Source organism: Pseudomonas sp. URMO17WK12:I12 (assembly GCF_000514395.1).
Classification (GTDB): domain Bacteria; phylum Pseudomonadota; class Gammaproteobacteria; order Pseudomonadales; family Pseudomonadaceae; genus Aquipseudomonas; species Aquipseudomonas mucoides.
This window is the reverse complement of the sequence record NZ_AZVV01000005.1, coordinates 114,926-139,777: the sequence shown is the minus strand read 5'-3', so window position 1 is coordinate 139,777 and position 24,852 is coordinate 114,926. Positions and strand designations below refer to the sequence as shown.

The 24,852-nt window shown below is 60.7% G+C and carries 26 protein-coding genes and 1 pseudogene; 13 read left to right on the top strand and 14 right to left on the bottom strand.

The window, feature by feature from the left end; all coding sequences use genetic code 11:
- Window positions 1-103 precede the first annotated feature (103 nt).
- The 8 genes from gcl to D882_RS0105975 all read left to right on the top strand — a co-directional run bounded on the left by gcl (window position 104) and on the right by D882_RS0105975 (window position 9,706).
- Window positions 104-1,879, top strand: a complete 1,776-nt coding sequence (gene gcl, locus D882_RS0106010; protein ID WP_027922401.1) for a glyoxylate carboligase — start codon at window positions 104-106, stop codon at window positions 1,877-1,879.
- A 174-nt stretch (window positions 1,880-2,053) separates the two neighbouring features.
- On the top strand, window positions 2,054-2,836 hold the full coding sequence (hyi, locus tag D882_RS0106005) for a hydroxypyruvate isomerase (RefSeq protein ID WP_027922400.1): 783 nt from the start codon (window positions 2,054-2,056) through the stop codon (window positions 2,834-2,836).
- A gap of 183 nt (window positions 2,837-3,019) precedes the next feature.
- Complete coding sequence (locus tag D882_RS0106000; protein ID WP_027922399.1) at window positions 3,020-3,910, top strand: 2-hydroxy-3-oxopropionate reductase; 891 nt, start codon at window positions 3,020-3,022, stop codon at window positions 3,908-3,910.
- Window positions 3,911-4,029: 119 nt separating this feature from the next.
- Window positions 4,030-5,310, top strand: a complete 1,281-nt coding sequence (locus D882_RS0105995) for a glycerate kinase (protein ID WP_027922398.1) — start codon at window positions 4,030-4,032, stop codon at window positions 5,308-5,310.
- Entirely contained in the window at window positions 5,300-6,715 is a 1,416-nt protein-coding gene (gene pyk / locus D882_RS0105990) for a pyruvate kinase (protein ID WP_027922397.1), read from the top strand. Before D882_RS0105995 ends, pyk begins: the two co-directional genes overlap by 11 nt.
- 138 nt (window positions 6,716-6,853) lie before the next feature.
- Window positions 6,854-7,768, top strand: coding sequence for an urea transporter (locus D882_RS0105985; RefSeq protein ID WP_027922396.1), 915 nt, complete (start codon window positions 6,854-6,856; stop codon window positions 7,766-7,768).
- A gap of 21 nt (window positions 7,769-7,789) precedes the next feature.
- The gene (locus D882_RS0105980; protein WP_027922395.1) at window positions 7,790-8,614 is read left to right on the top strand and encodes an ion transporter; all 825 of its coding nucleotides are present in this window, start codon (window positions 7,790-7,792) and stop codon (window positions 8,612-8,614) included.
- Window positions 8,615-8,707: 93 nt separating this feature from the next.
- A complete protein-coding gene (locus tag D882_RS0105975; RefSeq protein WP_027922394.1) occupies window positions 8,708-9,706 on the top strand; it encodes a sulfate ABC transporter substrate-binding protein in 999 nt (332 codons plus the stop codon).
- Window positions 9,707-9,795: 89 nt separating this feature from the next.
- On the opposite strand, the gene D882_RS0105970 is transcribed toward D882_RS0105975, so the two are convergent.
- Window positions 9,796-10,425 (bottom strand): DUF5666 domain-containing protein, encoded by a 630-nt coding sequence (locus tag D882_RS0105970; protein ID WP_027922393.1) that lies wholly within the window; start codon window positions 10,423-10,425, stop codon window positions 9,796-9,798.
- A gap of 237 nt (window positions 10,426-10,662) precedes the next feature.
- Here D882_RS0105970 and D882_RS0105965 point away from each other — a divergent pair, with 237 nt between their 5' ends.
- The gene (locus tag D882_RS0105965) at window positions 10,663-11,868 is read left to right on the top strand and encodes an MFS transporter (RefSeq protein WP_027922392.1); all 1,206 of its coding nucleotides are present in this window, start codon (window positions 10,663-10,665) and stop codon (window positions 11,866-11,868) included.
- A 98-nt stretch (window positions 11,869-11,966) separates the two neighbouring features.
- Here the strand turns inward: D882_RS0105965 and D882_RS01000000130845 are convergent.
- A pseudogene (locus D882_RS01000000130845) lies at window positions 11,967-12,215 on the bottom strand (type II toxin-antitoxin system HicB family antitoxin); the annotation flags it as partial.
- Between the two features lie 284 nt (window positions 12,216-12,499).
- Here D882_RS01000000130845 and D882_RS0105955 point away from each other — a divergent pair.
- Complete coding sequence (locus D882_RS0105955; RefSeq protein ID WP_027922391.1) at window positions 12,500-13,219, top strand: SDR family oxidoreductase; 720 nt, start codon at window positions 12,500-12,502, stop codon at window positions 13,217-13,219.
- Window positions 13,220-13,367: 148 nt separating this feature from the next.
- A complete protein-coding gene (locus tag D882_RS0105950) occupies window positions 13,368-14,255 on the top strand; it encodes a LysR family transcriptional regulator (protein WP_027922390.1) in 888 nt (295 codons plus the stop codon).
- A gap of 47 nt (window positions 14,256-14,302) precedes the next feature.
- Here the strand turns inward: D882_RS0105950 and D882_RS0105945 are convergent, their stop codons facing one another.
- The 10 genes from D882_RS0105945 to ccmA form a co-directional block, all read right to left on the bottom strand.
- Window positions 14,303-14,707 (bottom strand): hypothetical protein, encoded by a 405-nt coding sequence (locus D882_RS0105945; protein ID WP_027922389.1) that lies wholly within the window; start codon window positions 14,705-14,707, stop codon window positions 14,303-14,305.
- Between the two features lie 14 nt (window positions 14,708-14,721).
- The gene (gene ccmI / locus D882_RS0105940) at window positions 14,722-15,924 is read right to left on the bottom strand and encodes a c-type cytochrome biogenesis protein CcmI (protein WP_027922388.1); all 1,203 of its coding nucleotides are present in this window, start codon (window positions 15,922-15,924) and stop codon (window positions 14,722-14,724) included.
- On the bottom strand, window positions 15,921-16,391 hold the full coding sequence (locus tag D882_RS0105935; RefSeq protein WP_027922387.1) for a cytochrome c-type biogenesis protein: 471 nt from the start codon (window positions 16,389-16,391) through the stop codon (window positions 15,921-15,923). Before D882_RS0105935 ends, ccmI begins: the two co-directional genes overlap by 4 nt.
- Window positions 16,388-16,924, bottom strand: coding sequence for a DsbE family thiol:disulfide interchange protein (locus tag D882_RS0105930; RefSeq protein ID WP_027922386.1), 537 nt, complete (start codon window positions 16,922-16,924; stop codon window positions 16,388-16,390). Before D882_RS0105930 ends, D882_RS0105935 begins: the two co-directional genes overlap by 4 nt.
- On the bottom strand, window positions 16,921-18,909 hold the full coding sequence (locus D882_RS0105925; protein WP_027922385.1) for a heme lyase CcmF/NrfE family subunit: 1,989 nt from the start codon (window positions 18,907-18,909) through the stop codon (window positions 16,921-16,923). The genes D882_RS0105930 and D882_RS0105925 overlap by 4 nt, the downstream gene beginning before the upstream one ends.
- A 3-nt stretch (window positions 18,910-18,912) precedes the next feature.
- Complete coding sequence (gene ccmE / locus D882_RS0105920) at window positions 18,913-19,368, bottom strand: cytochrome c maturation protein CcmE (RefSeq protein ID WP_027922384.1); 456 nt, start codon at window positions 19,366-19,368, stop codon at window positions 18,913-18,915.
- On the bottom strand, window positions 19,365-19,541 hold the full coding sequence (gene ccmD, locus D882_RS0105915; protein ID WP_027922383.1) for a heme exporter protein CcmD: 177 nt from the start codon (window positions 19,539-19,541) through the stop codon (window positions 19,365-19,367). The genes ccmE and ccmD overlap by 4 nt, the downstream gene beginning before the upstream one ends.
- Window positions 19,538-20,293: a heme ABC transporter permease gene (locus D882_RS0105910; protein WP_007946756.1), complete on the bottom strand. Its 756-nt coding sequence runs from the start codon at window positions 20,291-20,293 to the stop codon at window positions 19,538-19,540. Before D882_RS0105910 ends, ccmD begins: the two co-directional genes overlap by 4 nt.
- A gap of 72 nt (window positions 20,294-20,365) precedes the next feature.
- Entirely contained in the window at window positions 20,366-21,034 is a 669-nt protein-coding gene (ccmB, locus tag D882_RS0105905; RefSeq protein WP_007946758.1) for a heme exporter protein CcmB, read from the bottom strand.
- Entirely contained in the window at window positions 21,031-21,666 is a 636-nt protein-coding gene (ccmA, locus tag D882_RS0105900) for a cytochrome c biogenesis heme-transporting ATPase CcmA (RefSeq protein ID WP_027922382.1), read from the bottom strand. The genes ccmB and ccmA overlap by 4 nt, the downstream gene beginning before the upstream one ends.
- A gap of 197 nt (window positions 21,667-21,863) precedes the next feature.
- On the opposite strand from ccmA, the gene D882_RS0105895 reads away from it, so the two are divergent.
- Together D882_RS0105895 and D882_RS0105890 are read left to right on the top strand one after the other, a co-directional pair.
- Window positions 21,864-23,450 (top strand): flagellar hook-length control protein FliK, encoded by a 1,587-nt coding sequence (locus D882_RS0105895; protein WP_027922381.1) that lies wholly within the window; start codon window positions 21,864-21,866, stop codon window positions 23,448-23,450.
- Complete coding sequence (locus D882_RS0105890; protein WP_027922380.1) at window positions 23,447-23,776, top strand: EscU/YscU/HrcU family type III secretion system export apparatus switch protein; 330 nt, start codon at window positions 23,447-23,449, stop codon at window positions 23,774-23,776. The genes D882_RS0105895 and D882_RS0105890 overlap by 4 nt, the downstream gene beginning before the upstream one ends.
- 194 nt (window positions 23,777-23,970) lie before the next feature.
- Here the strand turns inward: D882_RS0105890 and D882_RS0105885 are convergent, their stop codons facing one another.
- Both D882_RS0105885 and D882_RS0105880 read right to left on the bottom strand, forming a co-directional pair.
- Complete coding sequence (locus tag D882_RS0105885; RefSeq protein ID WP_027922379.1) at window positions 23,971-24,363, bottom strand: DUF2802 domain-containing protein; 393 nt, start codon at window positions 24,361-24,363, stop codon at window positions 23,971-23,973.
- Window positions 24,364-24,849: a chemotaxis protein CheW gene (locus D882_RS0105880; protein WP_027922378.1), complete on the bottom strand. Its 486-nt coding sequence runs from the start codon at window positions 24,847-24,849 to the stop codon at window positions 24,364-24,366. It lies immediately after the preceding gene.
- Window positions 24,850-24,852 lie beyond the last annotated feature (3 nt).

Below are 24,852 nucleotides of genomic sequence, written 5' to 3'. Positions count from 1 at the left end.
AAACGGTCGCTTGAGAAAATGGATTGACCTGCGCCGTCCGCCGTGAATACACTCTGCGCAAAGCCACTTGTATACAATTACAAAACGTAAGAGGCACAAAACCATGAGCAAAATGAGAGCAATCGAAGCCGCCGTTCTGGTGATGCGCCGTGAAGGGGTTGATACCGCTTTTGGCATCCCGGGCGCCGCGATCAACCCGCTGTACTCCGCCTTGCAGAAGGTCGGTGGCATCGATCACGTCCTCGCTCGCCACGTTGAAGGCGCCTCGCACATGGCCGAGGGTTACACCCGCACCAAGGCTGGCAACATCGGCGTGTGCATCGGTACCTCCGGTCCTGCCGGTACGGACATGGTCACCGGGCTCTACAGCGCCTCGGCCGACTCGATCCCGATTCTCTGCATTACCGGCCAGGCCCCCCGCGCCCGTATGCACAAGGAAGACTTCCAGGCCGTCGACATCACCACCATCGTCAAGCCAGTGACCAAGTGGGCAACCACCGTCATGGAACCGGGCCAGGTGCCTTACGCGTTCCAGAAAGCCTTCTACGAAATGCGCTCCGGCCGCCCAGGCCCGGTGCTGATCGACCTGCCGTTCGACGTGCAGATGGCGGAAATCGAATTCGATATCGACGCTTACCAACCGCTGCCGCTGGCTAAGCCCACCGCTAACCGCGTGCAAATCGAGAAGGCCCTGGCCATGCTCGATCAGGCTGAGCGTCCATTGCTGGTGGCCGGTGGTGGCATCATCAATGCCGACGCCAGCGACTTGCTGGTCGAGTTCGCCGAGCTGACCGGCATCCCCGTCATTCCGACCCTGATGGGCTGGGGCACCATTCCGGACGATCACCCTTTGATGGTCGGCATGGTCGGCCTGCAAACCTCGCACCGCTACGGCAATGCGACGATGCTCAAATCCGACGTGGTGCTGGGCGTGGGTAACCGTTGGGCCAACCGTCACACCGGTTCGATCGACGTCTACACCGAAGGCCGCAAGTTCATTCACGTTGATATCGAACCGACCCAGATCGGCCGCGTGTTCAACCCGGACCTGGGCATCGTCTCCGACGCCGCGGCCGCACTGACCGTGTTCATCGAAGTCGCCCGTGAATGGCAAGCCGCCGGCAAGCTGAAAAACCGCAGCGCCTGGCTGCAAGACTGCCAGCAACGCAAAGCCAGCCTGCAGCGCAAAACGCACTTCGACAATGTGCCGGTCAAGCCGCAGCGCGTTTACGAAGAGATGAACCAGGTGTTCGGCAAAGACACGTGCTACGTCAGCACCATCGGTCTGTCGCAGATTGCCGGCGCGCAGTTCCTGCACGTCTACAAGCCGCGTCACTGGATCAACTGCGGCCAGGCCGGCCCGTTGGGCTGGACCATTCCGGCGGCACTGGGCGTGGTCAAGGCTGATCCGACCCGCAAGGTCGTGGCGCTGTCGGGCGACTATGATTTTCAGTTCATGATCGAAGAGTTGGCGGTGGGCGCGCAGTTCAAGCTGCCGTACATCCACGTTGTGGTCAACAATTCGTACCTGGGGCTGATTCGTCAGGCCCAGCGCGGTTTCGACATGGACTACTGCGTGCAGCTGTCCTTCGATAACCTGAACGCTCCGGAACTCAATGGTTACGGTGTCGATCACGTCGCGGTCGCCGAAGGCCTCGGCTGCAAGGCATTGCGTGTGTTTGAACCGGGTCAGATCCAGCCTGCCCTGCGCAAGGCCCAGGAACTGATCGAAGAGTTCAAGGTGCCGGTGATTGTCGAGATTATTCTGGAGCGTGTGACCAACATTTCCATGGGCACCGAGATCAACGCCGTCAACGAATTCGAAGACCTGGCGCTGGTCGGCAACGACGCACCGACGGCGATTTCGTTGCTTGATTAACAGCTGATCGTTCCCACTGTGGGAGCGCGCCTGTGTGGCGAGGGAGCTTGCTCCCGCTGGGTCGCGAAGCGGCCCCAAAAGCTTTGCGACTGCTTCGCAGCCGAGCGGGAGCAAGCTCCCTCGCCACACAGGCTCGCACCCACAGGGGCCTGCACATATTTATGGGAGACCACCATGCCGCGTTTCGCAGCCAACCTGTCCATGCTGTTCACTGAGCAGGATTTTCTTGCCCGTTTTGAAGCGGCCGCCAAGGCCGGTTTCAGTGGTGTCGAGTACCTGTTCCCTTACGATTTCAGCTCCGCCGAGATCAAGGCCAAGCTCGATGCCAACGGTCTGACCCAGGTGCTGTTCAACCTGCCGGCCGGTGACTGGGCCAAGGGCGAACGCGGTATCGCGTGCCTGCCGGACCGCGTTGAAGAATTCCGCGCCGGTGTCACCCTGGCTATCGCCTACGCGCAAGTGCTGGGCAACACCCAGGTCAACTGCCTGGCCGGTATTCGTCCACAAGGTGTCGACGATGCCACCGTGGAAAAAACCTTCGTCGCCAACCTCAAGTACGCGGCCGACAAGCTGCAAGCGGCGGGTATCAAACTGGTGATGGAAGCGATTAACACCCGCGACATCCCGGGCTTCTACCTGAACAACACGGCGCAAGCCCTGTCGATCCGCGAACAAGTGGGCAGCGCCAACCTGTTCCTGCAATACGACATCTACCACATGCAAATCATGGAGGGCGACCTGGCCCGCACCATGGCTGCGCACCTGGGCGAGATCAACCATATCCAGTTGGCCGACAACCCAGGACGCAACGAACCGGGCACCGGTGAAATCAACTACCGCTTCCTGTTCGAACACCTGGACCGCATCGGTTATCAGGGTTGGGTTGGCTGCGAATACAAGCCGCTGACCACGACCGAAGCGGGCCTGGGCTGGTTGAAAACCCATAACGCGATCTGAACGAACAACACAAAACTCTGTGGGAGCGGGCTTGCCCACGATGGCGGCAGCACACAAAACAAATAGCTTGCCTGACCCACCGCCATCGCTGGCAAGTCGAATCGTCGCACCGCAGCTCCCACAATGAATCTGCTGCGTCTCTAAGACTGCATTGCAGCATCGAAATAAAACGAGGATTTTCTCATGGCTAAAATCGGATTTATCGGCACCGGCATCATGGGCCACCCAATGGCGTTGAACCTGCAGAAAGCCGGTCACAGCCTGTTCCTGTCGGCGCACCACGACGCCGCGCCTGCCGACCTGATTGCCGCTGGCGCCGTCGCCCTGGCCAACCCGAAAGAAGTCGCGCAAGAAGCCGAATTCATCATCGTCATGGTGCCGGATACCCCACAGGTAGACGACGTGCTGTTCCGCGCAGACGGCGTTGCAGCCGGCGTGGGCAAAGGCAAAATCGTTATCGACATGAGCTCGATCTCGCCGACCGCGACCAAAGCGTTCGCGGCCAAGATCAACGAAAAAGGCGCGCAGTACCTCGACGCGCCAGTGTCTGGCGGTGAAGTCGGCGCCAAGGCGGCGAGCCTGAGCATTATGGTCGGCGGCGATGCCGATGCCTTTGAACGCGCCCTGCCGCTGTTCCAGGCCATGGGCAAGAACATCACCCTGGTCGGTGGTAACGGCGACGGTCAAACCGCGAAAGTGGCGAACCAGATCATCGTTGCGCTGAACATCCAGGCCGTCGCAGAAGCCCTGCTGTTCGCCTCGAAAAACGGCGCCGATCCGGCCAAGGTTCGTGAAGCACTGATGGGCGGTTTCGCTTCGTCGAAGATCCTCGAAGTACACGGCGAGCGCATGATCAAAGGCACTTTCGATCCGGGCTTCCGCATCAGCCTGCATCAGAAGGATCTGAACCTGGCCCTGCAAGGTGCCAAGGAACTGGGCATCAACCTGCCGAACACCGCCAACACCCAGCAAGTGTTCAGCACCTGCGCGGCCATTGGTGGCAGCAACTGGGACCACTCGGCATTGATCAAGGGCCTGGAACACATGGCGAATTTCTCGATTCGCGATAAGTAACATTCGCCGCAATACCTGTGGGAGCGGGCCTGCATCGCTGGCAAGCCAGCTCCCACAGGGACCGAGTCGAAACACCTGCTTTCGCCCTACTCCAATAACAAGAATTCCGGGAGCCCGCCATGTCGGTCGATCCGCAACAATTCCTGCGCGAGCTGTTCGCCACAGCCATCGACGCCGCCCATCCGCAGCAAGTCCTCGAAGCCCATTTGCCCAAAGATCGCAGCGGTCGGGTAATCGTCATCGGCGCCGGTAAAGCCGCGGCCGCCATGGCGCAAGTCGTCGAGCGTTGCTGGCAGGGTGAAGTCTCCGGTCTAGTGGTGACGCGTTACGGTCACGGCGCCCCGTGCGAAAAAATCGAAGTGGTCGAAGCGGCCCATCCGGTGCCGGACGCTGCCGGCCAGGCTGTCGCCAAGCGAGTCTTTGAGCTGGTCAGCAACCTGACCGAAGACGACCGCGTGATCTTCCTGCTCTCGGGTGGCGGCTCCGCCCTGCTCGCATTGCCCGCCGCCGGTATCACCCTCGCCGACAAGCAATCGATCAACAAAGCCCTGCTCAAATCCGGCGCCACCATCGGCGAGATGAACTGCGTGCGCAAGCACCTCTCGGCGATCAAGGGCGGCCGTCTCGGCAAAGCCTGCTGGCCGGCCACTGTGTATACCTATGCGATTTCCGATGTGCCGGGCGACCTCGCCACGGTCATCGCTTCCGGCCCGACCGTGGCCGACCCAAGCACCTGCGCCGAAGCGCTGGCGATCCTCAAGCGCTATGGCATCGAAGTTCCGGCCTCAGTGCGTAACTGGCTGCAAAGCCCGGAATCGGAGACGGTCAAACCCGGAGATCCGAGCCTCGCGCGTAGTCATTTCCAGTTGATCGCCCGTCCACAACAATCGCTTGAAGCCGCCGCCGTGAAAGCGCGGCAGGCCGGTTTCAGCCCGCTGATCCTCGGCGATCTGGAAGGCGAATCCCGCGACGTGGCCAAGGTCCACGCCGGCATCGCCCGTCAGGTCGTGCTGCACGGTCAGCCACTGGCCGCGCCATGCGTAATCCTTTCGGGCGGTGAAACCACCGTGACCGTACGCGGCAACGGCCGTGGCGGGCGCAACGCCGAGTTCTTGCTGAGCCTGACCGACAGCCTCAAAGGCCTGCCCGGCGTCTACGCCCTGGCCGGGGACACCGATGGCATCGACGGCTCCGAAGACAATGCCGGCGCAATCATGACCCCGGACAGCTACGCCCGTGCCGCCGCCCTCGGTTTGAGCGCCAGCGACGAACTCGACAACAACAATGGCTACGGCTATTTCGAGGCGCTGGACGCACTGATCGTCACCGAGCCGACCCGCACCAACGTCAACGACTTCCGCGCCATCCTGATCCTCGAGAGCCCTAAACATGACGCCTGACAAGAAGGTTAAGATCCTCGCCACCCTCGGCCCAGCCATCGACGGGATCGACGACATCCGCGAACTGGTGCAGGCCGGGGTCAATATTTTCCGCCTGAACTTCAGCCACGGTGATCACGCCGACCACGCTCAGCGCTACCACTGGATTCGTGAAGTCGAGCGCCAGCTGAATTACCCGCTGGGCATTCTGATGGACCTGCAAGGCCCGAAACTGCGGGTCGGCAAGTTCGCCGAAGGCAAGGTGCAACTGCATCGCGGTCAGGCCTTGCGCCTGGACCTGGACCCGACGCCGGGTGACGAGCGCCGCGTTAACCTGCCTCACCCGGAAATCATCGCCGCGCTCGAGCCAGGCATGGACCTGCTGCTGGACGACGGCAAATTGCGTCTGCGCGTGGTGACCAAGTATTCCGACGCCATCGACACCACCGTGCTCAATGGCGGCGAACTGTCGGACCGCAAAGGCGTGAACGTACCGCAAGCGGTGCTGGAACTGAGCCCGCTGACCGCCAAGGATCGCCGTGATTTGAGCTTCGGCCTGGAGCTGGGTGTGGATTGGGTCGCGCTGTCATTTGTGCAACGTCCGGAAGACATCCGCGAAGCCCGCGAGTTGATCGGCGACAAAGCATTTTTGATGGCCAAGATCGAGAAACCATCGGCGGTGACTCAGCTGCGGGAAATCGCTGAATTGAGCGACGCGATCATGGTCGCTCGCGGTGATCTGGGCGTGGAAGTGCCGGCCGAAAGCGTGCCGCAGATTCAGAAAAACATCATCACCCTCTGCCGTGAGCTCGGCAAACCGGTGGTGGTGGCGACGCAGATGCTCGAGTCGATGCGCTTCTCCCCGGCCCCGACCCGCGCCGAGGTCACCGACGTGGCCAACGCCGTCGCTGAAGGTGCGGACGCGGTGATGCTGTCGGCGGAAACCGCCTCCGGTGAATACCCGCTGGAAGCGGTGCAGATGATGAGCAAGATCATCCGCCAGGTGGAAAACGGTCCGGACTATCAGGCGCAACTGGACGTGAGCCGGCCGAAAGCCGAGGCGACGGTTTCAGATGCGATCAGCTGTGCGATTCGTCGAATCAGCAATGTGCTGCCAGTGGCGGTGCTGGTGAACTACAGCGAGTCCGGCACCTCGAGTTTGCGCGCGGCGCGGGAACGGCCGACGGTGCCGATCCTCAACCTCACGCCGAACCTGCAGACCGCTCGCCGCCTGACCGTGGCGTGGGGCGTGCACTCGGTGGTCAATGATCGGCTGCGGCAGGTGGATGAAGTGTGTTCGACAGCGCTGGAGATTGCCCAGGCCCAGGGCATGGCTCAGCGGGGCGACACGTTATTGATCACTGCGGGTGTGCCGTTTGGGCAGCCGGGGTCGACTAACTCATTGCGCATCGAAACCCTGATTTAACCCCATACCATGATCGTTCCCACGCTCTGCGTGGGAATGCGGCCCGGGACGCTCTGCGTCCCAAGAGCAGACGCAGAGCGTCCATCGAGGCATTCCCGCGCAGAGCGTGGGAACGATCTGCACTGAATGACCCTTAAAATGCCTGCCAATCACTTCAACACCCACTGCCCCGACTGGGCGACAGCCCTGCTCAACGGTTTCAGTCAGATCTTCCTCCAGCGAAATCCGCTGTGCGGCCTGCTGTGCCTGTTGGCGATTCTGTTTACCGCGCCCACCCTGCTCGGCGGTGCGCTGCTGGGCGGTGTCGCCGGGTTGCTCACCGCGCAACGTCGCAACTACGCCAAAGAGGATCGACAGGCCGGACTGTTCAGCTACAACGGCGTCTTGCTCGGCTTGCTGCTGAGCCTCTATTTCCCCTGGTCTGCCCTGCTGCCGCTGATGATCATCGCCTGCGGTGGCCTGAGCGCGATGCTGACTCAACAGTGGCTAAAACGCTCCCGGGTCAGCCAATACCTGCCCGCCTACACCGCGCCCTTCGTGGGATTGGGCTGGTTGCTGCTGTGCTTCGCCACGCCGTCGACCCAGGCGCACCTGATCGAAATCAACACCCTGAACATGCTCGCCGCCCCCCTCAAAGGCCTCGGCCAGGTGATGTTCCTCGGTCATCCGCTGGCCGGTGCGCTGATTGCCGCCGGATTGCTGATTGCTGACCGCCGCGCCTTTTGCTGGGCGATGTTCGCGTCTGTCGCGGGCATGGGCTGGAGCCTGCTGAACCATGACTTCTACACCGCCCTGATCGGCCTCGGTGGCTATAACGCCGTGCTTGCCGCCCTCGCCTTCAGCTCGCAACGCCAGCAACTGTGGCTGCCTCCGCTCGCTATTGCACTCGCGTTGCTGCTGACACCCGTGTTTGCCGCGATCGGCCTGCCCACGCTGACCGCGCCGTTCATCCTCGGTTGCTGGCTGATCCGTTCGATTGTTCAAGTGCTCGGCAAAGCCACGATGACCACTGCGCCTTGCGCTCCTGGGGAGAATCAACCTAGGCTGCGCTGATCATTGGTTCAGGCGGTATCCATGGACAGCAGCAAAAACTGGCGTGAAGAGCTTTACGTCATGGTTTTCCAGAGCGACACCAAGGCGGGGCGACGCTTCGACGGCATCCTGCTGTTGATCATCCTCGCCAGCATCGTCATCGTGATGCTCGACAGCATCGACGCGGTTCACCAGAACTACGCCGATCTGCTGGCGTATATCGAGTGGGGCTTCACCTTCGTTTTCGCCGTCGAATACATCCTGCGGCTGTACTGCTCGCCCAAGCCTTTGCGTTACGCGTTCAGCTTCTATGGGCTGGTGGACTTGCTGGCCATCGTGCCCGGCATCCTCGCGCTGTATTACGCCGATGCGCAGTACCTGCTGATCATCCGGATCATTCGGATGCTGCGGATTTTCCGCGTGCTCAAGCTCGGCCCGTACCTCAAGCAAGCCAATTACCTGATGTCAGCGCTGCGCGGCAGCAAACAGAAAATCGTGGTGTTTCTGGTCAGCGTCTGCACCCTGGTGACGGTGTTCGGCACCTTGATGTACGTGATCGAAGGTCCGGAACACGGCTTCACCAGCATTCCCAAAGGCATCTATTGGGCGATCGTTACGCTGACCACCGTGGGCTTCGGCGACATCGTGCCGAAGACGCCGTTGGGCCAGGTGATTTCGTCACTGGTGATGATCACCGGTTACTCGATCATCGCCGTGCCCACCGGGATTTTCACCGCCGAACTGGCTAACGCGATGCGTGGCGAACAGCTGCAACATGACTGCCCGGTGTGCAAGAAAAACAGCCACGAACACGGTGCGGCATTCTGCTCGCGATGTGGCAACGCACTGTTTAAGAAACTGGAATAAGCAAAGAGCTTTTTAATCTTTAAAGGCCTATGCGAGCCCGGCTATAGTCGCTGGCAAATTGCCTCACTTTTAAATTAGAACAAGGACTGCGCAGTGAAAAAACTCTTTGGCGCCTCACTTCTGGCCGCTGGCCTGGCATTGACCAGCATGGCTCAAGCCGCCCCGACCCTGCTTAACGTTTCCTACGACGTGATGCGCGATTTCTACAAGGACTACAACACTGCCTTCCAGAAACACTGGCAAGCCGAGCACAACGAAAACATCACCCTGCAGATGTCCTTCGGCGGTTCCAGCAAACAGGCGCGCTCGGTGATCGACGGTCTGCCGGCTGACGTCATCACCATGAACATGGCGACCGACATCAACGCCCTGGCGGACAACGGCAAACTGGTGCCGGACAACTGGGTCACGCGCCTGCCGAACAACAGCGCGCCGTTTACCTCCGCCACGGTTTTCATCGTGCGTAAAGGCAACCCGAAAGCCCTGAAAGACTGGCCGGATCTGCTCAAGGATGGCGTTCAGGTGATCGTGCCGAACCCGAAAACCTCGGGCAACGGTCGCTACACCTACCTGTCGGCCTGGGGCTATGTGCTGAAGAATGGCGGTGATGAGAACAAGGCCAAGGAGTTCGTTGGCAAGCTGTTCAAACAAGCCCCGGTACTGGACACCGGCGGCCGCGCAGCCACGACCACGTTCATGACCAACCAGATCGGCGACGTGCTGGTGACCTTCGAAAACGAAGCGGAAATGATTGCCCGCGAGTTTGGTCGTGACCAGTTTGAAGTGATCTACCCGAGCGTTTCCGCCGAAGCCGAACCGCCGGTGACGGTGGTCGACAAAGTCGTCGACAAGAAAGGCACTCGTGCTGCGGCCGAGGAATACCTGAAGTACCTGTGGTCGCCGGAAGGTCAGGAAATTGCGGCGGCGAACTACCTGCGTCCGCGTGACCCGGCGGTGTTGGCCAAGCACACCGATCGTTTCCCGAAAGTGGACTTCCTGTCGGTTGAGAAGACCTTTGGTGACTGGCGCACGGTGCAGAAGGCCCACTTCAATGATGGCGGGATCTTTGATCAGATTTACACCGGTCAGTAATTCCTGAGCAAAATGAAAAAGGCGACCTGAGCAGGTCGCCTTTTTTTGCCGGACACAAACCCAAAGTTCACCGGGATTGGGACTTGCCTTCACATCGGTGGTGTCACGCCATCCTTGCCCGCCGAGATCGATTGCGCCGTCAGCGTCCCGTCCGCACTCTGCGTCACAAACGTCACGATCTTCACCCCCACCTTCAGCAAACTGCGATCCCCCGGCACCAGATTCACAATCGGCACGTCCATCGGCACCAGGATTTTCTGCTGCCCGCCCTTGTAGTTAACCGTCAACACCCGGCCATTGCTGACCACCAGATCACCGACGCTGCCATTGGTCATGCTGCTGCCCTTGACCAGGTCGAAGGGCCGATGTCCGTCGCCACTGCCGGCCAGTTCCGGCGGGAAGACGTGGACTTCCAGCGCCTTGAGGGTCCCATCTTCCTGAGGAATCGCCGCCGAGCCGATGTAGCTGCCGGGTTTGATGTCTTCGATGTTAGCCAAAGTGACGGCGCGGATTTTGGTGTCGTTGGTCAGGTGGATGACCACGTTTTCCCCACTGTTGGCGTGGACATTCAACGCGTCGGAGCTGACCCCGGTGATCTCGCCGCGAACACCGATGCGCAAACCCGGCGCGTCGGCGGCCTCGGCCAGGCCAGTGGTCAACAAGGTCATCAGTGTCAGGGCTGAAGCGCCGCGAATCAGGTGGCGAATCATCGCATTCATGGCAGTGCCTTCCGGTTATGAAACGTGAGAGAGAACATAAGCACGCTATCGAACAGGATGTAAGTGAATGTATCATCGGACCTCACATTTTTGGGACGCAAGGTGCATCGGCAAACAGCACATGGCCAGCGTCACTCATTCCGCAATGGAATGATTACTATCACTTCAACCTCTCTTCCGCCGTTTGGGCTTGCCGCTTAGCCTTCGCGCATTCCCTTTTGTCCAGCGAGACCCGTTATGAATCCAACGACCCAGGCGCCCCACGGTGCCGCGACAATGACCAAAGGCATGGTGCTGCTCTTCGCCTTCTGCTGCGGCGCCATCGTCGCCAATATTTACTATGCCCAGCCGATCATTGGCCTGATCGCGCCGGACATCGGCCTGACCAGCACCATGGCCAGCTTCATCGTTTCGTTGACGCAAATTGGCTACGCGCTGGGGTTGTTCTTCCTGGTGCCGCTGGGCGATCTGCTGGAGAACCGTAGATTGATGATCATCACCACCGTGGTGGCGATTGCCAGTTTGCTGGGCGCTGCGTTCACCGATCAGCCCAATGTGTTTTTGCTGATCTCGTTGCTGGTAGGCTTCAGTTCAGTATCGGTGCAGATCCTGATTCCACTGGCCGCGCATCTTGCACCGGAAGAATCTCGCGGCCGGGTGGTCGGCGGAATCATGGGCGGTTTGCTGCTGGGTATTCTGCTGGCACGACCGGTGTCCAGCGTGGTGGCTGACCACTTCGGCTGGCGCGCGATGTTCATGATTGCGGCCGCGTTGATGGCGGCGATCAGCATCGTGCTCGCGCTGACCATTCCCAAGCGCCAGCCTGATCACAGTGCTTCTTACGGGCAGTTGCTGGGGTCGCTGTGGACACTGTTGCGCCAACAACCGGTCTTGCGTCAGCGGGCGTTTTATCAGGGTTGCATGTTCGCCACGTTCAGCCTGTTCTGGACCGCCGTGCCGCTGGAACTCGCCCGCAATCATGGCCTGTCGCAAACCCAGATCGCGATCTTCGCCCTGGTCGGTGCCATCGGCGCCATCGCCGCGCCCATCGCCGGTCGCCTGGCTGATGCCGGTCACACCCGCATCGCGTCTTTGCTGGCCCTGATATTCGCCAGCCTGAGCTTCCTGCCGGCGTTCATCCATCCGCTCTACAGCGTCATAGGCCTGGCCGTGACCGGCGTGGTACTCGACTTCTGCGTTCAGATGAACATGGTCCTCGGCCAACGCGCGGTCTACGCCCTCGACGCCAAAAGCCGCAGTCGCTTGAACGCGCTGTACATGACCAGCATCTTCATCGGCGGCGCGTTTGGTTCGTCGGTGGCCAGTGCGGTGTATGAACACGGCGGCTGGTTGTGGATCGTGATTGTGGGGAGTACGTTTCCGCTGTTGGCGTTGCTGCGGTTTTTGAGTGCTTCGCAGAAGGCTTCGCTGGCGACGGCTTAAGCTTTTTAAACCCTCGCGAGCTCGCTCCCACAGGTAATCGCCCAACCTGTGGGAGTGAGCCTGCTCGCGATGCGATTTGACGGCAATCGCCTGATTCAAACGTTCAACATTCCCCATCCCCTGCCTGCGAATTCCGGATTGTCCCGATGCGTGCTTACTGACGTTGGTGTTGGAACAATAAACCCCTCCTCCACCATTTTTTGCAGCAGGATCCGTGCGACTTCGACAGCAGCGTTGTATGCCTCCTCAAACGTATCCCCGGCGGTCACCGCGCCAGGGATGTCAGGTATTTGAATACCGATTGCCGTTCTCTCGTCTCCCCACTCGATAATGATGGGATGGTGCACAGGCGTTCCTCCCGCAAAACATCACCTTAATAAAGCGTCACTGGACCATAGAATCCGGACAGGATCTGTTCACGTTGTTTTTCAGGATGTGAGCTCACTCATTCCCCCAAGAGTGTCGATGCCGGCACGATTATGTGATCGATCAGGATGGTGTGAGTCGTTACGCCGAGGTCAACCCGGATTACACTCAGCGTCCTGAGCCTGAAGCGATGCTGGATGCGATTCGCGGCTGCCCCTTTCACTGCCGCCCGCCCCGGCGGCAGGTTCTTTTCAAGGAGTGTGAAATGACCCGTCGTACTTTTCTCATCACAGGCGCCAGCAAAGGCATCGGTCGCGCGGTGGCCGAGCATCTGGATCGCGCCGGGCACCGGGTGGTCGGGATCGCACGAACCCCTGACCTGACGTTCCCCGGCATTCTGTTTCCACTGGATTTGAGCGACCGGGTGCTGACCCAGGAAGTCCTGGCGGATCTGGCCAGGACGTACGAGTTTGATGGGCTGGTGAACAACGTCGGTCTGGTACGCCCGCAGGTGTTGGGCGAGATCGATCTGGATACGTTCGACGATGTGATGCGGGTCAACCTCCATTCGGCGTTGCAGGCCACCCAGGCACTGCTGCCGAATATGCGTGCCAAGGGCTGGGGTCGGGTGGTGAATATTTCCAGTTTGACCGTGCTGGGGATCACCCAACGCACGGCGTATGCGGCGGCGAAAGCGGCGCTGATCAGCTTCACGCGATCGTGGGCGCTGGAGCTGGCGAAAACTGGCGTGACAGTGAATGCCGTGGCACCGGGGCCGACTGAAACCGAATTGTTCCGCACCAACAATCCACCGGGCAGTGAGGGTGAAGCGCGGTATCTGGCGGGCGTGCCGATGGGCCGTTTGGGGCAGCCGCAGGAGATTGCGGCGGCGATCGCGTTTTTGCTGTCCGAGCAGAGCGGGTTTATCACCGGGCAAACGCTGTTTGTCGATGGCGGCTCCTCCATCGGCAAAGCCGCGTTCTAACCAACAATACAACCCCCCTATAGGAGTGAGCCTGCTCACGATGAGGTCCTGACAGCCAACATCGTTGTTGAATGTCAGGCCGCCATCGCGAGCAGGCTCACTCCTACAGGGGAATTCCTAAAGGCATCAGACTGCACAAGGGTTTCGAATGGACCGCCTCGCCGCAATGGAAACCTTCGTCTACGTCGTGGAAACCGGCTCGTTTTCCGCCGCCGCCCGGCGCCTGAATATCGGCCAGCCCGCCGTGTCGAAAGCCATTGCGCAACTCGAATCACGCCTGGCCGTGCGACTGTTGTTGCGTTCGACCCGAGGCCTGACGCCCACCGAGGCCGGCCTGGCCTTTTTCGAACGCGCCAAACGTGCCATCGAAGAAGTTGACGAGGCCGACAACGCCGCGCGCGGTGCCGCCAGCGGGCTGACCGGCAACCTGCGCATTTGCGCCGCCGTGACCTTCGGCCGAATCCATATCGTGCCGCACCTCGGGCCGTTCCTCGATCAGAATCCAGACCTGAACATCGACCTGCTGCTCGACGACCGTAACCTCAATCTGGTCGAAGAAGGCGTCGACGTCGCACTGCGCATGGGCGCCCTGAGCGACTCCGGCCTCACCGCCCGCAAGATCGCCGAATGCCGACGTGTTGTACTCGGCACACCGGCTTACTTCGACAAACACGGCGAACCCACCTGCCCGGCTGACCTGTGCAAACACCAGGCAGTGGTCTACGCCTTGGGCGGCGGCGCCAACTGGCAATTTCGCAACGCGAGCGAAGAACAGTCCGTGATCATCAATGGCCGAATTCGCGTCAGCGCCGCGGAAGGTTTGCGTGAAGCGGTCCTCGCCCATCTGGGATTGACCATGGCCTCCGAATGGATGTTTGCTCCGGAGCTGGCCAGCGGTGCCGTCAGGGAAGTGATGACGGATTGGACCCTGCCGAACCAGGATTTGTGGGCGGTGTTTCCCACCGGAAGAATGGCCAGCGCGAAGGCTCGGGCGTTTGTGGAGTATGTGCAGGGGTTGTTGGTGAATAGAACCTGAACAGGACTCAAGCGGCAAAACGGCGATCCTCAGATCGCCGTTTTCATTTACTGCCCGAATTGCCGTCCCAACCCGCCCGGAACGCCATGGATATCCGTGTCTTCCCAAGGCCCGTCGGGGCTGACCGAACGGCTCCAGCCGTTGTTCCAGCGGTAGTAGGTGCGCTGGCGGTAGAAGGTGTTGGTCTGATCCTCCAGCACATAGACGCCAAGCTTGGCGTCCCAATGGCTATTACCACCCGGTGGCGGTGCGAAGCTGGCGGAGGTGCGCGGCATCGGTTTGGCCGGCTTGGCGGGGATGCCCGGTTTGCCCGGCGAGGGTGTCGTGGACGGTGTCGGCCTTGGCTGCGATGGCGGGATCGGTGGTGGTGTCGTGGGCTCTGGCCGCTGGACCGCACATGCACTTAACCCCAAAACCAGACTGAGCAGGGTGATACGAGCAATAGCGGTCATGGCGGTGCTTCCTGTTATTTGTCCGGGCTGTCGATGGTCAGTGTCTGCGTCGCGGTGGTGCTGCTGGCCAGAGGCTGGCTGCGACCGACCCATTCACCGGCAGTCGGTTGGCCGGCACGGGAGACGCGCGCAACCAGTTGGACTTCAGGGAAGTTCGACAGTTTCAACTGCGGCATCATTGCGTCGGCATCACCCAGTTCGACAGTCACCGGCAAGTCGGCCACGGTCAGGCGTTTGGCCGCCAACGGCGCAGGTGGACCTGAGGTGGCGCGGGCGAAGATGAAGACAGTGTCACCCGGCTGGACCTTGGCTTTGAGCGCTGGCGCCAGGTCTACGGTGACTTTCAGCAACGCTGCCGCCTTCGCCGCAGGTGCCTGGACAACCTTGCCACCGCTGGCTTCCAGCTTCTCGGTGGCCCGGCTGATACCGCCTTGCAGGGCGGCGCGGGAGCTGTCCTCGGGCGGCAGTTGCGCCAGCAGGCGATTCCAATAGTCGATAGCGTCCTGATAACGCTGGGCTTCGAAAGCTGCGATGCCAAGCAGTCCAAGGCTGGTGACTTCTTTGGGATCGGCTTTCAGCGCTTCATCAGTCAGGGCCTGAATCTTGTCCGACCACTTCTTGCCATCGGCAAAGTATTGGGCCTGCGCCCATTGGCCGAGCAGTTCCGGTTGACGCCCGGCCAGGTTCACCGTGCGCTCAAAGATCTTCGCTGCATCGCCAGGACGGTCCTGGGCCATGTAGGTGCGACCAAGGAAATACAAGCCTTCAGCCGATTCCGGCTGAGCGGCGACGGCGCGTTCCAGGCGACGGGTCATCTCTTCCATCGACTGCGGTGCCTGGGAAAATTCGCGGGTCAGTTCGACTTTGTCGCTGGCACCGAAATGCAGGTACAAGCCAAGACCGAGCACCGGAACCAGCACTGCCGCCAACAACGGCAACGGCTTGCCCAGGCGACCCACGCGAGGCGCTGCAACGCCTTCGGTATCGGCGAGTAGCTCACGGGCCGCTTCGGCGCGGCCGGCGTCCATTTGCCCGGCGTCGAGCACACCCTCTTCCTGCTGAGTCTGCAACTCAGCCACGCGCTCTTGGTACAGCGCAACGTTCAGGGCGGTACGATCCTCTTCAAGTTGAGCACGACGACCGCGCAAAACCGGGATCAACAGAAAACTCAGGGCAACCAGAAGCAGCAGACCTGCAGCGAGCCAGAAATCAATCATTCTTGGTTTTTATCCAACAGGTGGTCGAGGCGCTCACGCTCCTCGGCAGAAAGCGCGTCCGGGGTTTCGGCGCGTTGCACGCGACGACGGCGGACGATCACGGCGATGATCACGAAACCGCCCAGCAGGAGGCCGGCCGGGCCGAACCAGAGCAGTGCAGTCTTGGCGTTGAGAGCCGGTTTGTAGCGGACGAAGTCACCGTAGCGGTCGACCATGAAGTCGATGATCTGCTGGTTGTCCTTGCCCTCGCCGAGCATGCGGAAAATCTCTTTGCGCAGGTCGGCGGCAATCGGTGCATTGGAATCGGCGATGTCCTGATTCTGGCACTTGGGGCAACGCAGTTCCTTGGTCAGCTCGCGAAAACGCTCGCGATCACCTTCTTTGGCGAACTCGTAGGTATCGATGGCGGCGTGGGCCACGCCGGCCATGCTCAAGCCCAGTACCGCCGCTGCTATCCAGCGCTTCATGGCTTGGCCTCATCGACCAGCGCCTGATACTTGGCAGCCAGTTTTTCACGCCAGACCTGCTCGTCGATCACACCGACGAACTTGTCGCGGATGATGCCCTTGGCGTCGATGAAAAAGGTTTCCGGCGCGCCATACACACCGAGGTTCAGGCCCAGGGTGCCGGCGTCGTCACGGATGTCCAGTTGATACGGGTTGTGGAACTCCACGAGCCACTTCAAGGCGTCGGCGTTGACGTCCTTGTAGTTGATGCCGTAAATCACCACGCCCTGCTGGGCCAGTTTGTTCAGCACCGGGTGCTCGACCCGGCAGGAAATGCACCAGGTGCCCCAGACGTTGACCAGCGCTGGTTTGCCCAGAATATCGGCCTTGGTCAGGGTCTTGTCGCCCTGCACGGCCGGCAGGGAAAACTCCGGGAACGGCTTGTTGATCATCGCCGAAGGCAGCTCGGCCGGGTCCAGGTACAGACCGCGGTAAAGGAAAACAGCCACCACCAGAAAAATCATCAGTGGCAACAGCATCAACCAACGTCTCATGCAGTCGCTCCCGTCATGCCCAGTGCTTCACGCACCCGGCTTTTCACCTTGACCCGATAACGCCGATCCAGCGCCGCCAGCAACCCGCCGAAGCCAGTCAGCAGACCGCCGAACCAGATCCAGCGCACGAACGGTTTGACGTGAACGCGCACAGCCCAGGCGCCATCGCCCAGCGGTTCGCCGAGGGCGACGTAGAGGTCACGGGTGAAACCGGCGTCGATCCCGGCTTCGGTCATCACCGAGTTCTGCACGGTGTACAGGCGTTTTTCCGGGTGCAGCACGCTGACTTCCTTGCCATCGCGGATCACCCGAACGGTGCCCTTGTCGGAGGTGAAGTTCGGGCCTTCGAAGTGCTTGGCGCCTTCGAACACGAAGTGATAACCGGCCAGGTCCATGGACTCGCCCGGCGCCAGGCGCAAGTCGCGCTCGGCACTGTTCTGGCTCGACAACACGACGCCCAGCGCACACACGGCAATGCCCAGGTGAGCGATCTGCATGCCCCAATAACTGCGGGTCAGGGTCGGCAGGCCTTTGATCAGGCCTTTGTGGCGAGTCTTGTCGAGGATATCCCGGACACCGGCGAGCAATACCCACGCTGCCAGCATGAAGGTTGCAATCACCGCCCAGTTGAAATCGCCATAAGCGACGCCGGCCACAACCGCCAGCGCAGCACTGCCGAGCAGTACCGGGGTCAGCATGCTCATCAGCCATTTGACCGGGGTGTCTTTCCAGCGCACCAGCATGCCGACTGCCATCACCACCATCAGCAACGCCATCAACGGAATGAACAGCGCATTGAAGTACGGCGGGCCGACCGACAGTTTGGCGCCGGTCATCGCATCGAGAATCAGCGGGTACAAGGTGCCGAGCAGGATCATCGAAGCCGCCACCACCAACACCAGGTTGTTACCCAGCAGCAGGGTTTCCCGGGACCAGAGGTTGAAGCCGACCTGGCTCTTGACCACCGGCGCGCGCAGGGCGAACAGCGTCAGCGAACCGCCGACCACGAACAGCAGAAAAATCAGGATGAACACACCGCGCTCAGGGTCGGACGCAAACGCGTGAACCGACGTCAGCACGCCGGAACGCACGAGGAACGTACCGAGCAAGCTCAGCGAGAATGCGGCGATGGCCAGCAACACGGTCCAGCTCTTGAACACGCCACGTTTTTCCGTGACGGCCAACGAGTGAATCAGCGCCGTACCGACCAGCCAAGGCATGAAAGAGGCGTTTTCCACCGGGTCCCAGAACCACCAGCCGCCCCAGCCGAGTTCGTAATACGCCCACCACGAACCGAGGGTGATGCCGATACCAAGGAAAGCCCAGGCGACGATGGTCCACGGACGCGACCAGCGCGCCCACGCCGCATCAAGGCGACCGCCCATCAGCGCCGCGATGGCGAAGGCGAAAGCCACGGAGAAACCGACGTAACCCATGTACAGCATCGGCGGGTGAACGATCAGGCCGATGTCTTGCAGCAACGGATTGAGGTCGGCGCCATCGCTGGGCACTTGCGGCAGGATGCGCTTGAACGGGTTGGACGTGAGGATCAGGAACAGCAGGAAACCGGTGCTGATCATGCCCATCACCGCCAGCACGCGGGCCAGCATGTCCCGCGGCAACTGCCGGGAGAACACCGATACCGCGAAGGTCCAGCCACCGAGGATCAACGCCCACAACAGCAATGACCCTTCGTGTGCCCCCCAGACTGCGCTGAATTTGTAGTACCAAGGCAAGGCACTGTTGGAGTTGCTCGCGACGTAGGCGACCGAGAAGTCGTCGGTCATGAACGCGTAGGTCAGGCAACCAAAAGCGAACACCAGGAAAGTGAACTGACCCCAGGCGGCTGGCTGAGCCAGGCTCATCCACAGTCGATCACCGCGCCAGGCACCGAGCAATGGCACCACGGCCTGAACCAGCGCGAAACACAGCGCCAGGATCATGGCCAGGTGGCCAAGCTCAGGGATAAAGATTCCGGATGTCATCAATTAACCCTCTTTGGCTTGTGTGGGTGCCGACTGGCCGCTGTCTTTCAGGGCTTTGGTCACTTCCGGCGGCATGTATTTTTCGTCGTGCTTGGCCAGCACTTCGTCGGCCACCACCACGCCGTCGGCGTTGATTTTGCCCAGGGCAACGATGCCCTGCCCTTCACGGAACAGGTCCGGAAGAATGCCGCGATAGGTGATGGTCACGGATTTGTTGAAATCGGTGACGACGAATTTGACGTCCAGCGAATCGCCGGAACGTTGCAACGAACCTTTCTCGACCATGCCGCCCGCCCGAATACGCGTGTCTTGCGGCGCTTCGCCGTTAGCGATCTGGGTCGGGGTGTAAAACAGATTGATGTTCTGCTGCAAGGCGCTCAGGGCCAGGCCGACGGCAGCGCCGACACCCACCAGGATCGCGAGAATGATGATAAGACGCTTTTTGCGCAGCGGATTCACTTGCCGTTCTCCCGGCGCAGACGACGCGCCTCTTGTTGCAGATACCGCTTGCGGGCCAGGATCGGCGCCGCCACGTTGAGGACCAGCACTGCCAGGCAGATGCCATAGGCGGACCAGACATACAGGGCATGATGGCCCATGGCGAGGAAGTCGCCGAATGAAGCAAAACTCATCGAGCGGCCTCCAGGCTGTTTTGTACTTCGGCCTTGACCCAGCTGGCCCGCGCTTCGCGCTTGAGCACTTCAAGGCGCATGCGCAGCAACAGGACCGCGCCGAAGAAACAGTAGAAACCCAGCACCGTCAGCAGCAATGGCAGCCACATCTCGGCCGGCATCGCCGGTTTTTCGGTGAGGGTGAAGGTCGCGCCCTGGTGCAGGGTGTTCCACCACTCCACCGAGTACTTGATGATCGGGATGTTGATCACGCCGACAATCGCCAACACCGCACAGGCCTTCGCGGCGCTGTCACGATTACTGATGGCGTTGCCCAGCGCAATAAGACCGAAGTACAGAAACAGCAGAATCAGCATGGACGTCAGTCGCGCATCCCAGACCCACCACGAACCCCAGGTCGGTTTGCCCCAGATCGCGCCGGTGACCAGCGCCACAGCGGTCATCCAGGCCCCGATGGGCGCCGCGCATTGCAGGGCGACGTCGGCCAGTTTCATCTTCCAGACCAGCCCGACGATGCCACACACGGCCAGCATCACATAGCAGGACTGCGCCAGCATGGCGGCCGGAACATGGATATAGATGATGCGAAAGCTGTTGCCTTGCTGGTAGTCGGGCGGCGCGAAGGCCAGGCCCCAAACGACACCAACGCCGATCAGCAGCAACGCCGCAACGCTCAGCCAGGGCAGCAGTTTGCCGCTGATGCCGTAAAACCATTTGGGCGAGCCGAGCTTGTGAAACCACGTCCAGTTCATACTGTTTCCATCACGGTTGCCCTTCGCTGTGAAGGGCTGGGTCTTTACTGATTAAATTTTAACCAGACCTCATTATTCGCCGACGCTGATCTTCAGGCCAGCAGCTATTGCAAAAGGTGTCAGGGTTATCGCCAGGGCGGTCAGGCTACCAAGCCACAAGAGATAACCGGTCGCCGGCATGCCCTGCAAGGCTGCCTGCAAGGCGCCACTGCCGAGAATCAACACCGGGATGTACAGCGGTAGAATCAGCAGTGCCAACAACAGGCCACCGCGCTTCAATCCGACCGTCAGGGCTGCGCCCACCGCACCGAGCAGGCTCAGCACCGGTGTACCCAGCAATAAGGAAAGCAGCAACACCGGCAGACAAGCGGCAGGTAAACCGAGCATCAACGCCAGCAGTGGCGCGAGCAAAACCAGTGCCAGGCCTGAGAAGGCCCAGTGTGCCAGTACCTTGGCCAAAACCAGAAGAGGCAGGGGGTGCGACGAAAGGACCCACTGTTCGAGGGAACCGTCTTCGAAATCACTGCGGAAAAGCCCGTCCAGCGAGAGCAGAACCGATAAAAGCGCTGCCACCCAGACCAGTCCCGGAGACAAGGTTTGCAACAATTGAGCCTCGGGGCCGACCGCCAGCGGGAACAGCGCCACGACGATAGCGAAGAACACCAGCGGATTAGCCAGTTCCGCAGGACGGCGGAACAATAAACGGGCCTCACGGGCGACCAACAGGCCGAAAACACTCATACGGCCCAATTCCCCAGGTCAATGTCGCGATAGCCGGCCGGCATCCGGGTCAGCGTGTGGTGCGTGGTCAACACGACCATGCCGCCCCGCTCGCAGTGCGCGGCCAGGTGTTCTTCGAGTTGCGCCACGCCTTGTTTATCGAGCGCGGTGAACGGTTCATCGAGAATCCACAGCGGCGGGCTGTCCAGGTACAACCGCGCCAACGCCACGCGACGATGCTGGCCAGCAGACAGGGTGTGGCAGGGAACATCCTCGAAACCGCGCAGTCCGACAGCCGCCAAGGCTTGCCAGATGGCCTCATGGGACGCCGGATGATGCAAGGCGCAAAGCCAGCTGAGGTTTTCCTCGGGGGTCAGCAGTTCCTTGATGCCGGCGGCATGACCGATCCACAGCAGGTTGCGCGCCAGCTCAAGACGTTGCTCATTGAGCGGCTGGCCGTTGAGCAGCACCTGACCGGCGGTCGGCTGCATCAGCCCGCACAGCAGACGCAACAGGCTGGTCTTGCCACTGCCGTTGGGGCCGCTGATTTGCACCATTTCGCCACTGGCCAGTCTCAAATCGAGATTTTCGAAGAGCAGCCGAAGGTCTCGCTCACAAGCGAGGGCAACGGTTTGCAGGACTGGGCTGGTCAAGGGATCACGGGCCTTTTGCGGTTCAAGTCGGCGGCGAAGCGGCCGCTAAAGAGATGCAGCATAGATGCATTGGCGGTCTGTTCTAGAGAGCTGCGTCAAACAATTGCAATGTTTTCGCCACTCCCCGAAAGACGGGCGGCATTATACATGCCATGCCCTACTCTAAAGAGTGCATTTTCCTCAGGTTGTGACCGCGTATGACAGGCGAAATGAACATCCTCCCGCTACCCCAGACCACGCCCGCGACTTCGCGGCCGCTGGTGATGAGTGGCGACCTGCTGCAGTTGCTAAAGCCAATGGAGGGCCTGATCGACGTCGGGCAGACCGCCAAGGCTGAAGTGCTGTCACTCAAGCAGACGGATCAGACTTTTCAACTGTTGCTCAAAGTCACCCTCGACAGCGGTCGCCAGACCACGGTGCAGGCCACCAGCACCCAGCCGCTGCCTCAAGGCACCAGCCTGGCGATCACGCAGCCGTCGGCGAGCAATCTGGCAATCACTGTGCAACAGGCCATCGCTTCCAGCATTGCCACCCTTACCCGCATCGACACCGCGCAACTGCCGGTCGGCACCTTGCTGCAAGGCAAAGTACTGACCTCGCAGGTGCTGCCGCAGGTGCCAGGGCAACCGACGGTGTTTCGCTCGATGGTGAGCTTGTTAAACACCGTGCTGAGCGGGAGCACCTTGAGTATCGACAGCCCGACGCCGCTGCGCATCGGCACGTTGTTGAGCGCCATGGTGCAAGACACCCAGACGCTGAAATTCGTCCCGCTGAGCAGCCGCCAGGAACAATTGGCGGTGACCCAGCAACTGGTCAGCCAACAAAGCCGCCAAGGCTCGCTGGATGGCTTGATTAAAGTTCTGCAAAACCTGCCGTTGCCTCCACCGTCGTCGGATCCGACTTCCAACGACCTGCGTGTTGCCGTGGAAAGACTCCTCGCTGGCCTCCCGGACGTTCAGCAATTGAGCACGCCAAAGGGTCTTGCTCAAGCGTTGGCCAACAGCGGCCTGTTCCTCGAAGCGAAATTGCTGACCGGACAGAATCCGACGCTGGCTCCAGACATGAAGGGCGATTTGCTCAAGCTGATCGCACAACTGACACCGGGGCTGCCGGCCAACACCAACCTCAACGCACTGATCGCCGCCAACACATTGGTGCAGGCGATGCCGAGTTTCGTGCGCAGCGCCCTCGGCATGCTCGGCCAGGTCAGCGCCAAACCGCTGCCGACCAGTTTCCCGCTGCCCGAGCGCCTGCTGCAAAGCCAGGACGGTGAAGGTGATCTGGAGCACTTGCTGCGTTTGGCAGCGGCGGCGGTTTCGCGCCTGCAAAGCCATCAACTGTCGAGCCTGGAACAAACCGGTCTGACGGATGATGGGCGGCTGGTCAGCACCTGGCAGCTGGAAATCCCCATGCGCAACCTGCAGGACATCGTGCCATTGCAGGTCAAGTTCCAGCGCGAAGAAGCCCCAGAGAAAGAACAGCCGCACGAACGTCGCGACGAACGCGAGCCCAAGCAGCCACTGTGGCGCGTCGACCTGGCGTTCGACATGGAACCGCTAGGCCCGTTGCAGATTCAGGCGCAGCTGATCAAGGGCAGCCTGTCCAGCCAACTCTGGGCCGAACGCCCGTACACCGCGAGCCTGATCGAAAGCAACCTGGCCGGGCTGCGCGAACGCCTGCTGGCGTCGGGACTGAACGTCGGCGATCTGGATTGCCACCTCGGCAAACCGCCACAAGGCCCGCAAACCCGTCTTGAACAACGCTGGGTCGACGAAACCGCATGAAAACCCCCAACGCCCCACGCCAGGCCATCGCCCTCAAATACGACGGCAGCCACGCCCCTACCCTCACGGCCAAGGGTGACGAAGCGCTGGCGGAAGAGATTTTGCGGATCGCTCGCGACTACGAAGTGCCGATCTACGAAAACGCCGAGCTGGTAAAGCTGCTGGCGCGGATGGAGCTGGGCGAGAGTATTCCGGAGGAGTTGTACCGCACGATTGCCGAGATTATTGCGTTTGCATGGAACCTGAAGGGCAAGTTTCCGGCGGGGCATGATCCCGATGCGGTCATGCTGGAGAAGGACATCACCGAACGCGGTGACAATTACTGAGGCTTCAAGGACGCCATCGCGGGCAAGCCCGGCTCGCATAGGGTTCGGCGGCGTTCACATACTTTGTGCGCGACCGCAATACCTGTGGGAGCGAGGCTTGCCCGCGATGAGGGCGGCACTTTCAAATCTACGGTGACTGACGCACCGCCATCGCGAGCAAGCTCGCGAAAGCAATTTCAGCCGAGTTGCAAAAATCAGTTCTTGTGAAGCTTGCGCATCAACTCCGCTTCAGCCTGGGTCAAGCCGCAGGACTGCGTGAGTTCATCCACCGTAGCGCCCATCCCGACCAGTCGCGCCGCCTGGGCAAACGATAGGCTCGACGGGTCGCGCTGTTCCAGTTGCGCCAGTTTGTCCGGCAGCGGGCCGACCACCGCGCGCAGCTCGTGCAGGTCTTCACCCATGCGCACGTTGCCGCGCTGGTAGTCGTCCACGCGTTTGGCCAGGTCCTTGATGCGCTGATCCCGCAGCGCATCGCCCTGAGCCTGTTGCGCGGCGATCAATCGTTGACCGCGTATGTACGCCAGAAACATCGCCAGCGTGCCTGCCCAGAAAAGGAACAGGACAATGACCGCTACCTCAAGAATCAATCAGATGCTCTCCAGGTCCGACCATTCTTCTTCGCTCATCATCTTGTCCAGCTCGACCAGGATCAGCAGTTCGTTGTTCTTGTTGCATACGCCTTGGATGAACTTGGCGGATTCTTCGTTACCGACGTTTGGCGCGGTTTCGATTTCCGACTGACGCAGGTAAACCACTTCGGCCACGCTGTCGACCATGATCCCGACTACTTGCTTGTCGGCTTCAATGATGACGATACGGGTGTTGTCGCTGATCTCGGCATTCATCAGGCCGAAACGCTGACGGGTGTCGATTACAGTAACCACGTTACCGCGCAGGTTGATGATGCCCAGCACGTAGCTCGGAGCACCCGGTACCGGGGCGATTTCGGTGTAGCGCAGGACTTCCTGAACGCGCATCACGTTGATGCCGTAGGTTTCGTTGTCCAGCTTGAAGGTTACCCATTGCAGGATCGGATCTTCGGAACCCTTTGCAGCCGTCGCCTTATCATTCATACC

Bases quoted from the DNA above. Each gene is read 5' to 3' on its own strand.
- gcl (WP_027922401.1), top strand. From the start codon at position 104: ATGAGCAAAATGAGAGCAATCGAAGCCGCCGTTCTGGTGATGCGCCGT.
- hyi (WP_027922400.1), top strand. From the start codon at position 2,054: ATGCCGCGTTTCGCAGCCAACCTGTCCATGCTGTTCACTGAGCAGGAT.
- D882_RS0106000 (WP_027922399.1), top strand. From the start codon at position 3,020: ATGGCTAAAATCGGATTTATCGGCACCGGCATCATGGGCCACCCAATG.
- D882_RS0105995 (WP_027922398.1), top strand. From the start codon at position 4,030: ATGTCGGTCGATCCGCAACAATTCCTGCGCGAGCTGTTCGCCACAGCC.
- pyk (WP_027922397.1), top strand. From the start codon at position 5,300: ATGACGCCTGACAAGAAGGTTAAGATCCTCGCCACCCTCGGCCCAGCC.
- D882_RS0105985 (WP_027922396.1), top strand. From the start codon at position 6,854: ATGCCTGCCAATCACTTCAACACCCACTGCCCCGACTGGGCGACAGCC.
- D882_RS0105980 (WP_027922395.1), top strand. From the start codon at position 7,790: ATGGACAGCAGCAAAAACTGGCGTGAAGAGCTTTACGTCATGGTTTTC.
- D882_RS0105970 (WP_027922393.1), bottom strand. From the start codon at position 10,425: ATGAATGCGATGATTCGCCACCTGATTCGCGGCGCTTCAGCCCTGACA.
- D882_RS0105965 (WP_027922392.1), top strand. From the start codon at position 10,663: ATGAATCCAACGACCCAGGCGCCCCACGGTGCCGCGACAATGACCAAA.
- D882_RS0105955 (WP_027922391.1), top strand. From the start codon at position 12,500: ATGACCCGTCGTACTTTTCTCATCACAGGCGCCAGCAAAGGCATCGGT.
- D882_RS0105950 (WP_027922390.1), top strand. From the start codon at position 13,368: ATGGACCGCCTCGCCGCAATGGAAACCTTCGTCTACGTCGTGGAAACC.
- D882_RS0105945 (WP_027922389.1), bottom strand. From the start codon at position 14,707: ATGACCGCTATTGCTCGTATCACCCTGCTCAGTCTGGTTTTGGGGTTA.
- ccmI (WP_027922388.1), bottom strand. From the start codon at position 15,924: ATGATTGATTTCTGGCTCGCTGCAGGTCTGCTGCTTCTGGTTGCCCTG.
- D882_RS0105935 (WP_027922387.1), bottom strand. From the start codon at position 16,391: ATGAAGCGCTGGATAGCAGCGGCGGTACTGGGCTTGAGCATGGCCGGC.
- D882_RS0105930 (WP_027922386.1), bottom strand. From the start codon at position 16,924: ATGAGACGTTGGTTGATGCTGTTGCCACTGATGATTTTTCTGGTGGTG.
- D882_RS0105925 (WP_027922385.1), bottom strand. From the start codon at position 18,909: ATGACATCCGGAATCTTTATCCCTGAGCTTGGCCACCTGGCCATGATC.
- ccmD (WP_027922383.1), bottom strand. From the start codon at position 19,541: ATGAGTTTTGCTTCATTCGGCGACTTCCTCGCCATGGGCCATCATGCC.
- D882_RS0105910 (WP_007946756.1), bottom strand. From the start codon at position 20,293: ATGAACTGGACGTGGTTTCACAAGCTCGGCTCGCCCAAATGGTTTTAC.
- ccmB (WP_007946758.1), bottom strand. From the start codon at position 21,034: ATGAGTGTTTTCGGCCTGTTGGTCGCCCGTGAGGCCCGTTTATTGTTC.
- D882_RS0105895 (WP_027922381.1), top strand. From the start codon at position 21,864: ATGACAGGCGAAATGAACATCCTCCCGCTACCCCAGACCACGCCCGCG.
- D882_RS0105890 (WP_027922380.1), top strand. From the start codon at position 23,447: ATGAAAACCCCCAACGCCCCACGCCAGGCCATCGCCCTCAAATACGAC.
- D882_RS0105880 (WP_027922378.1), bottom strand. From the start codon at position 24,849: ATGAATGATAAGGCGACGGCTGCAAAGGGTTCCGAAGATCCGATCCTG.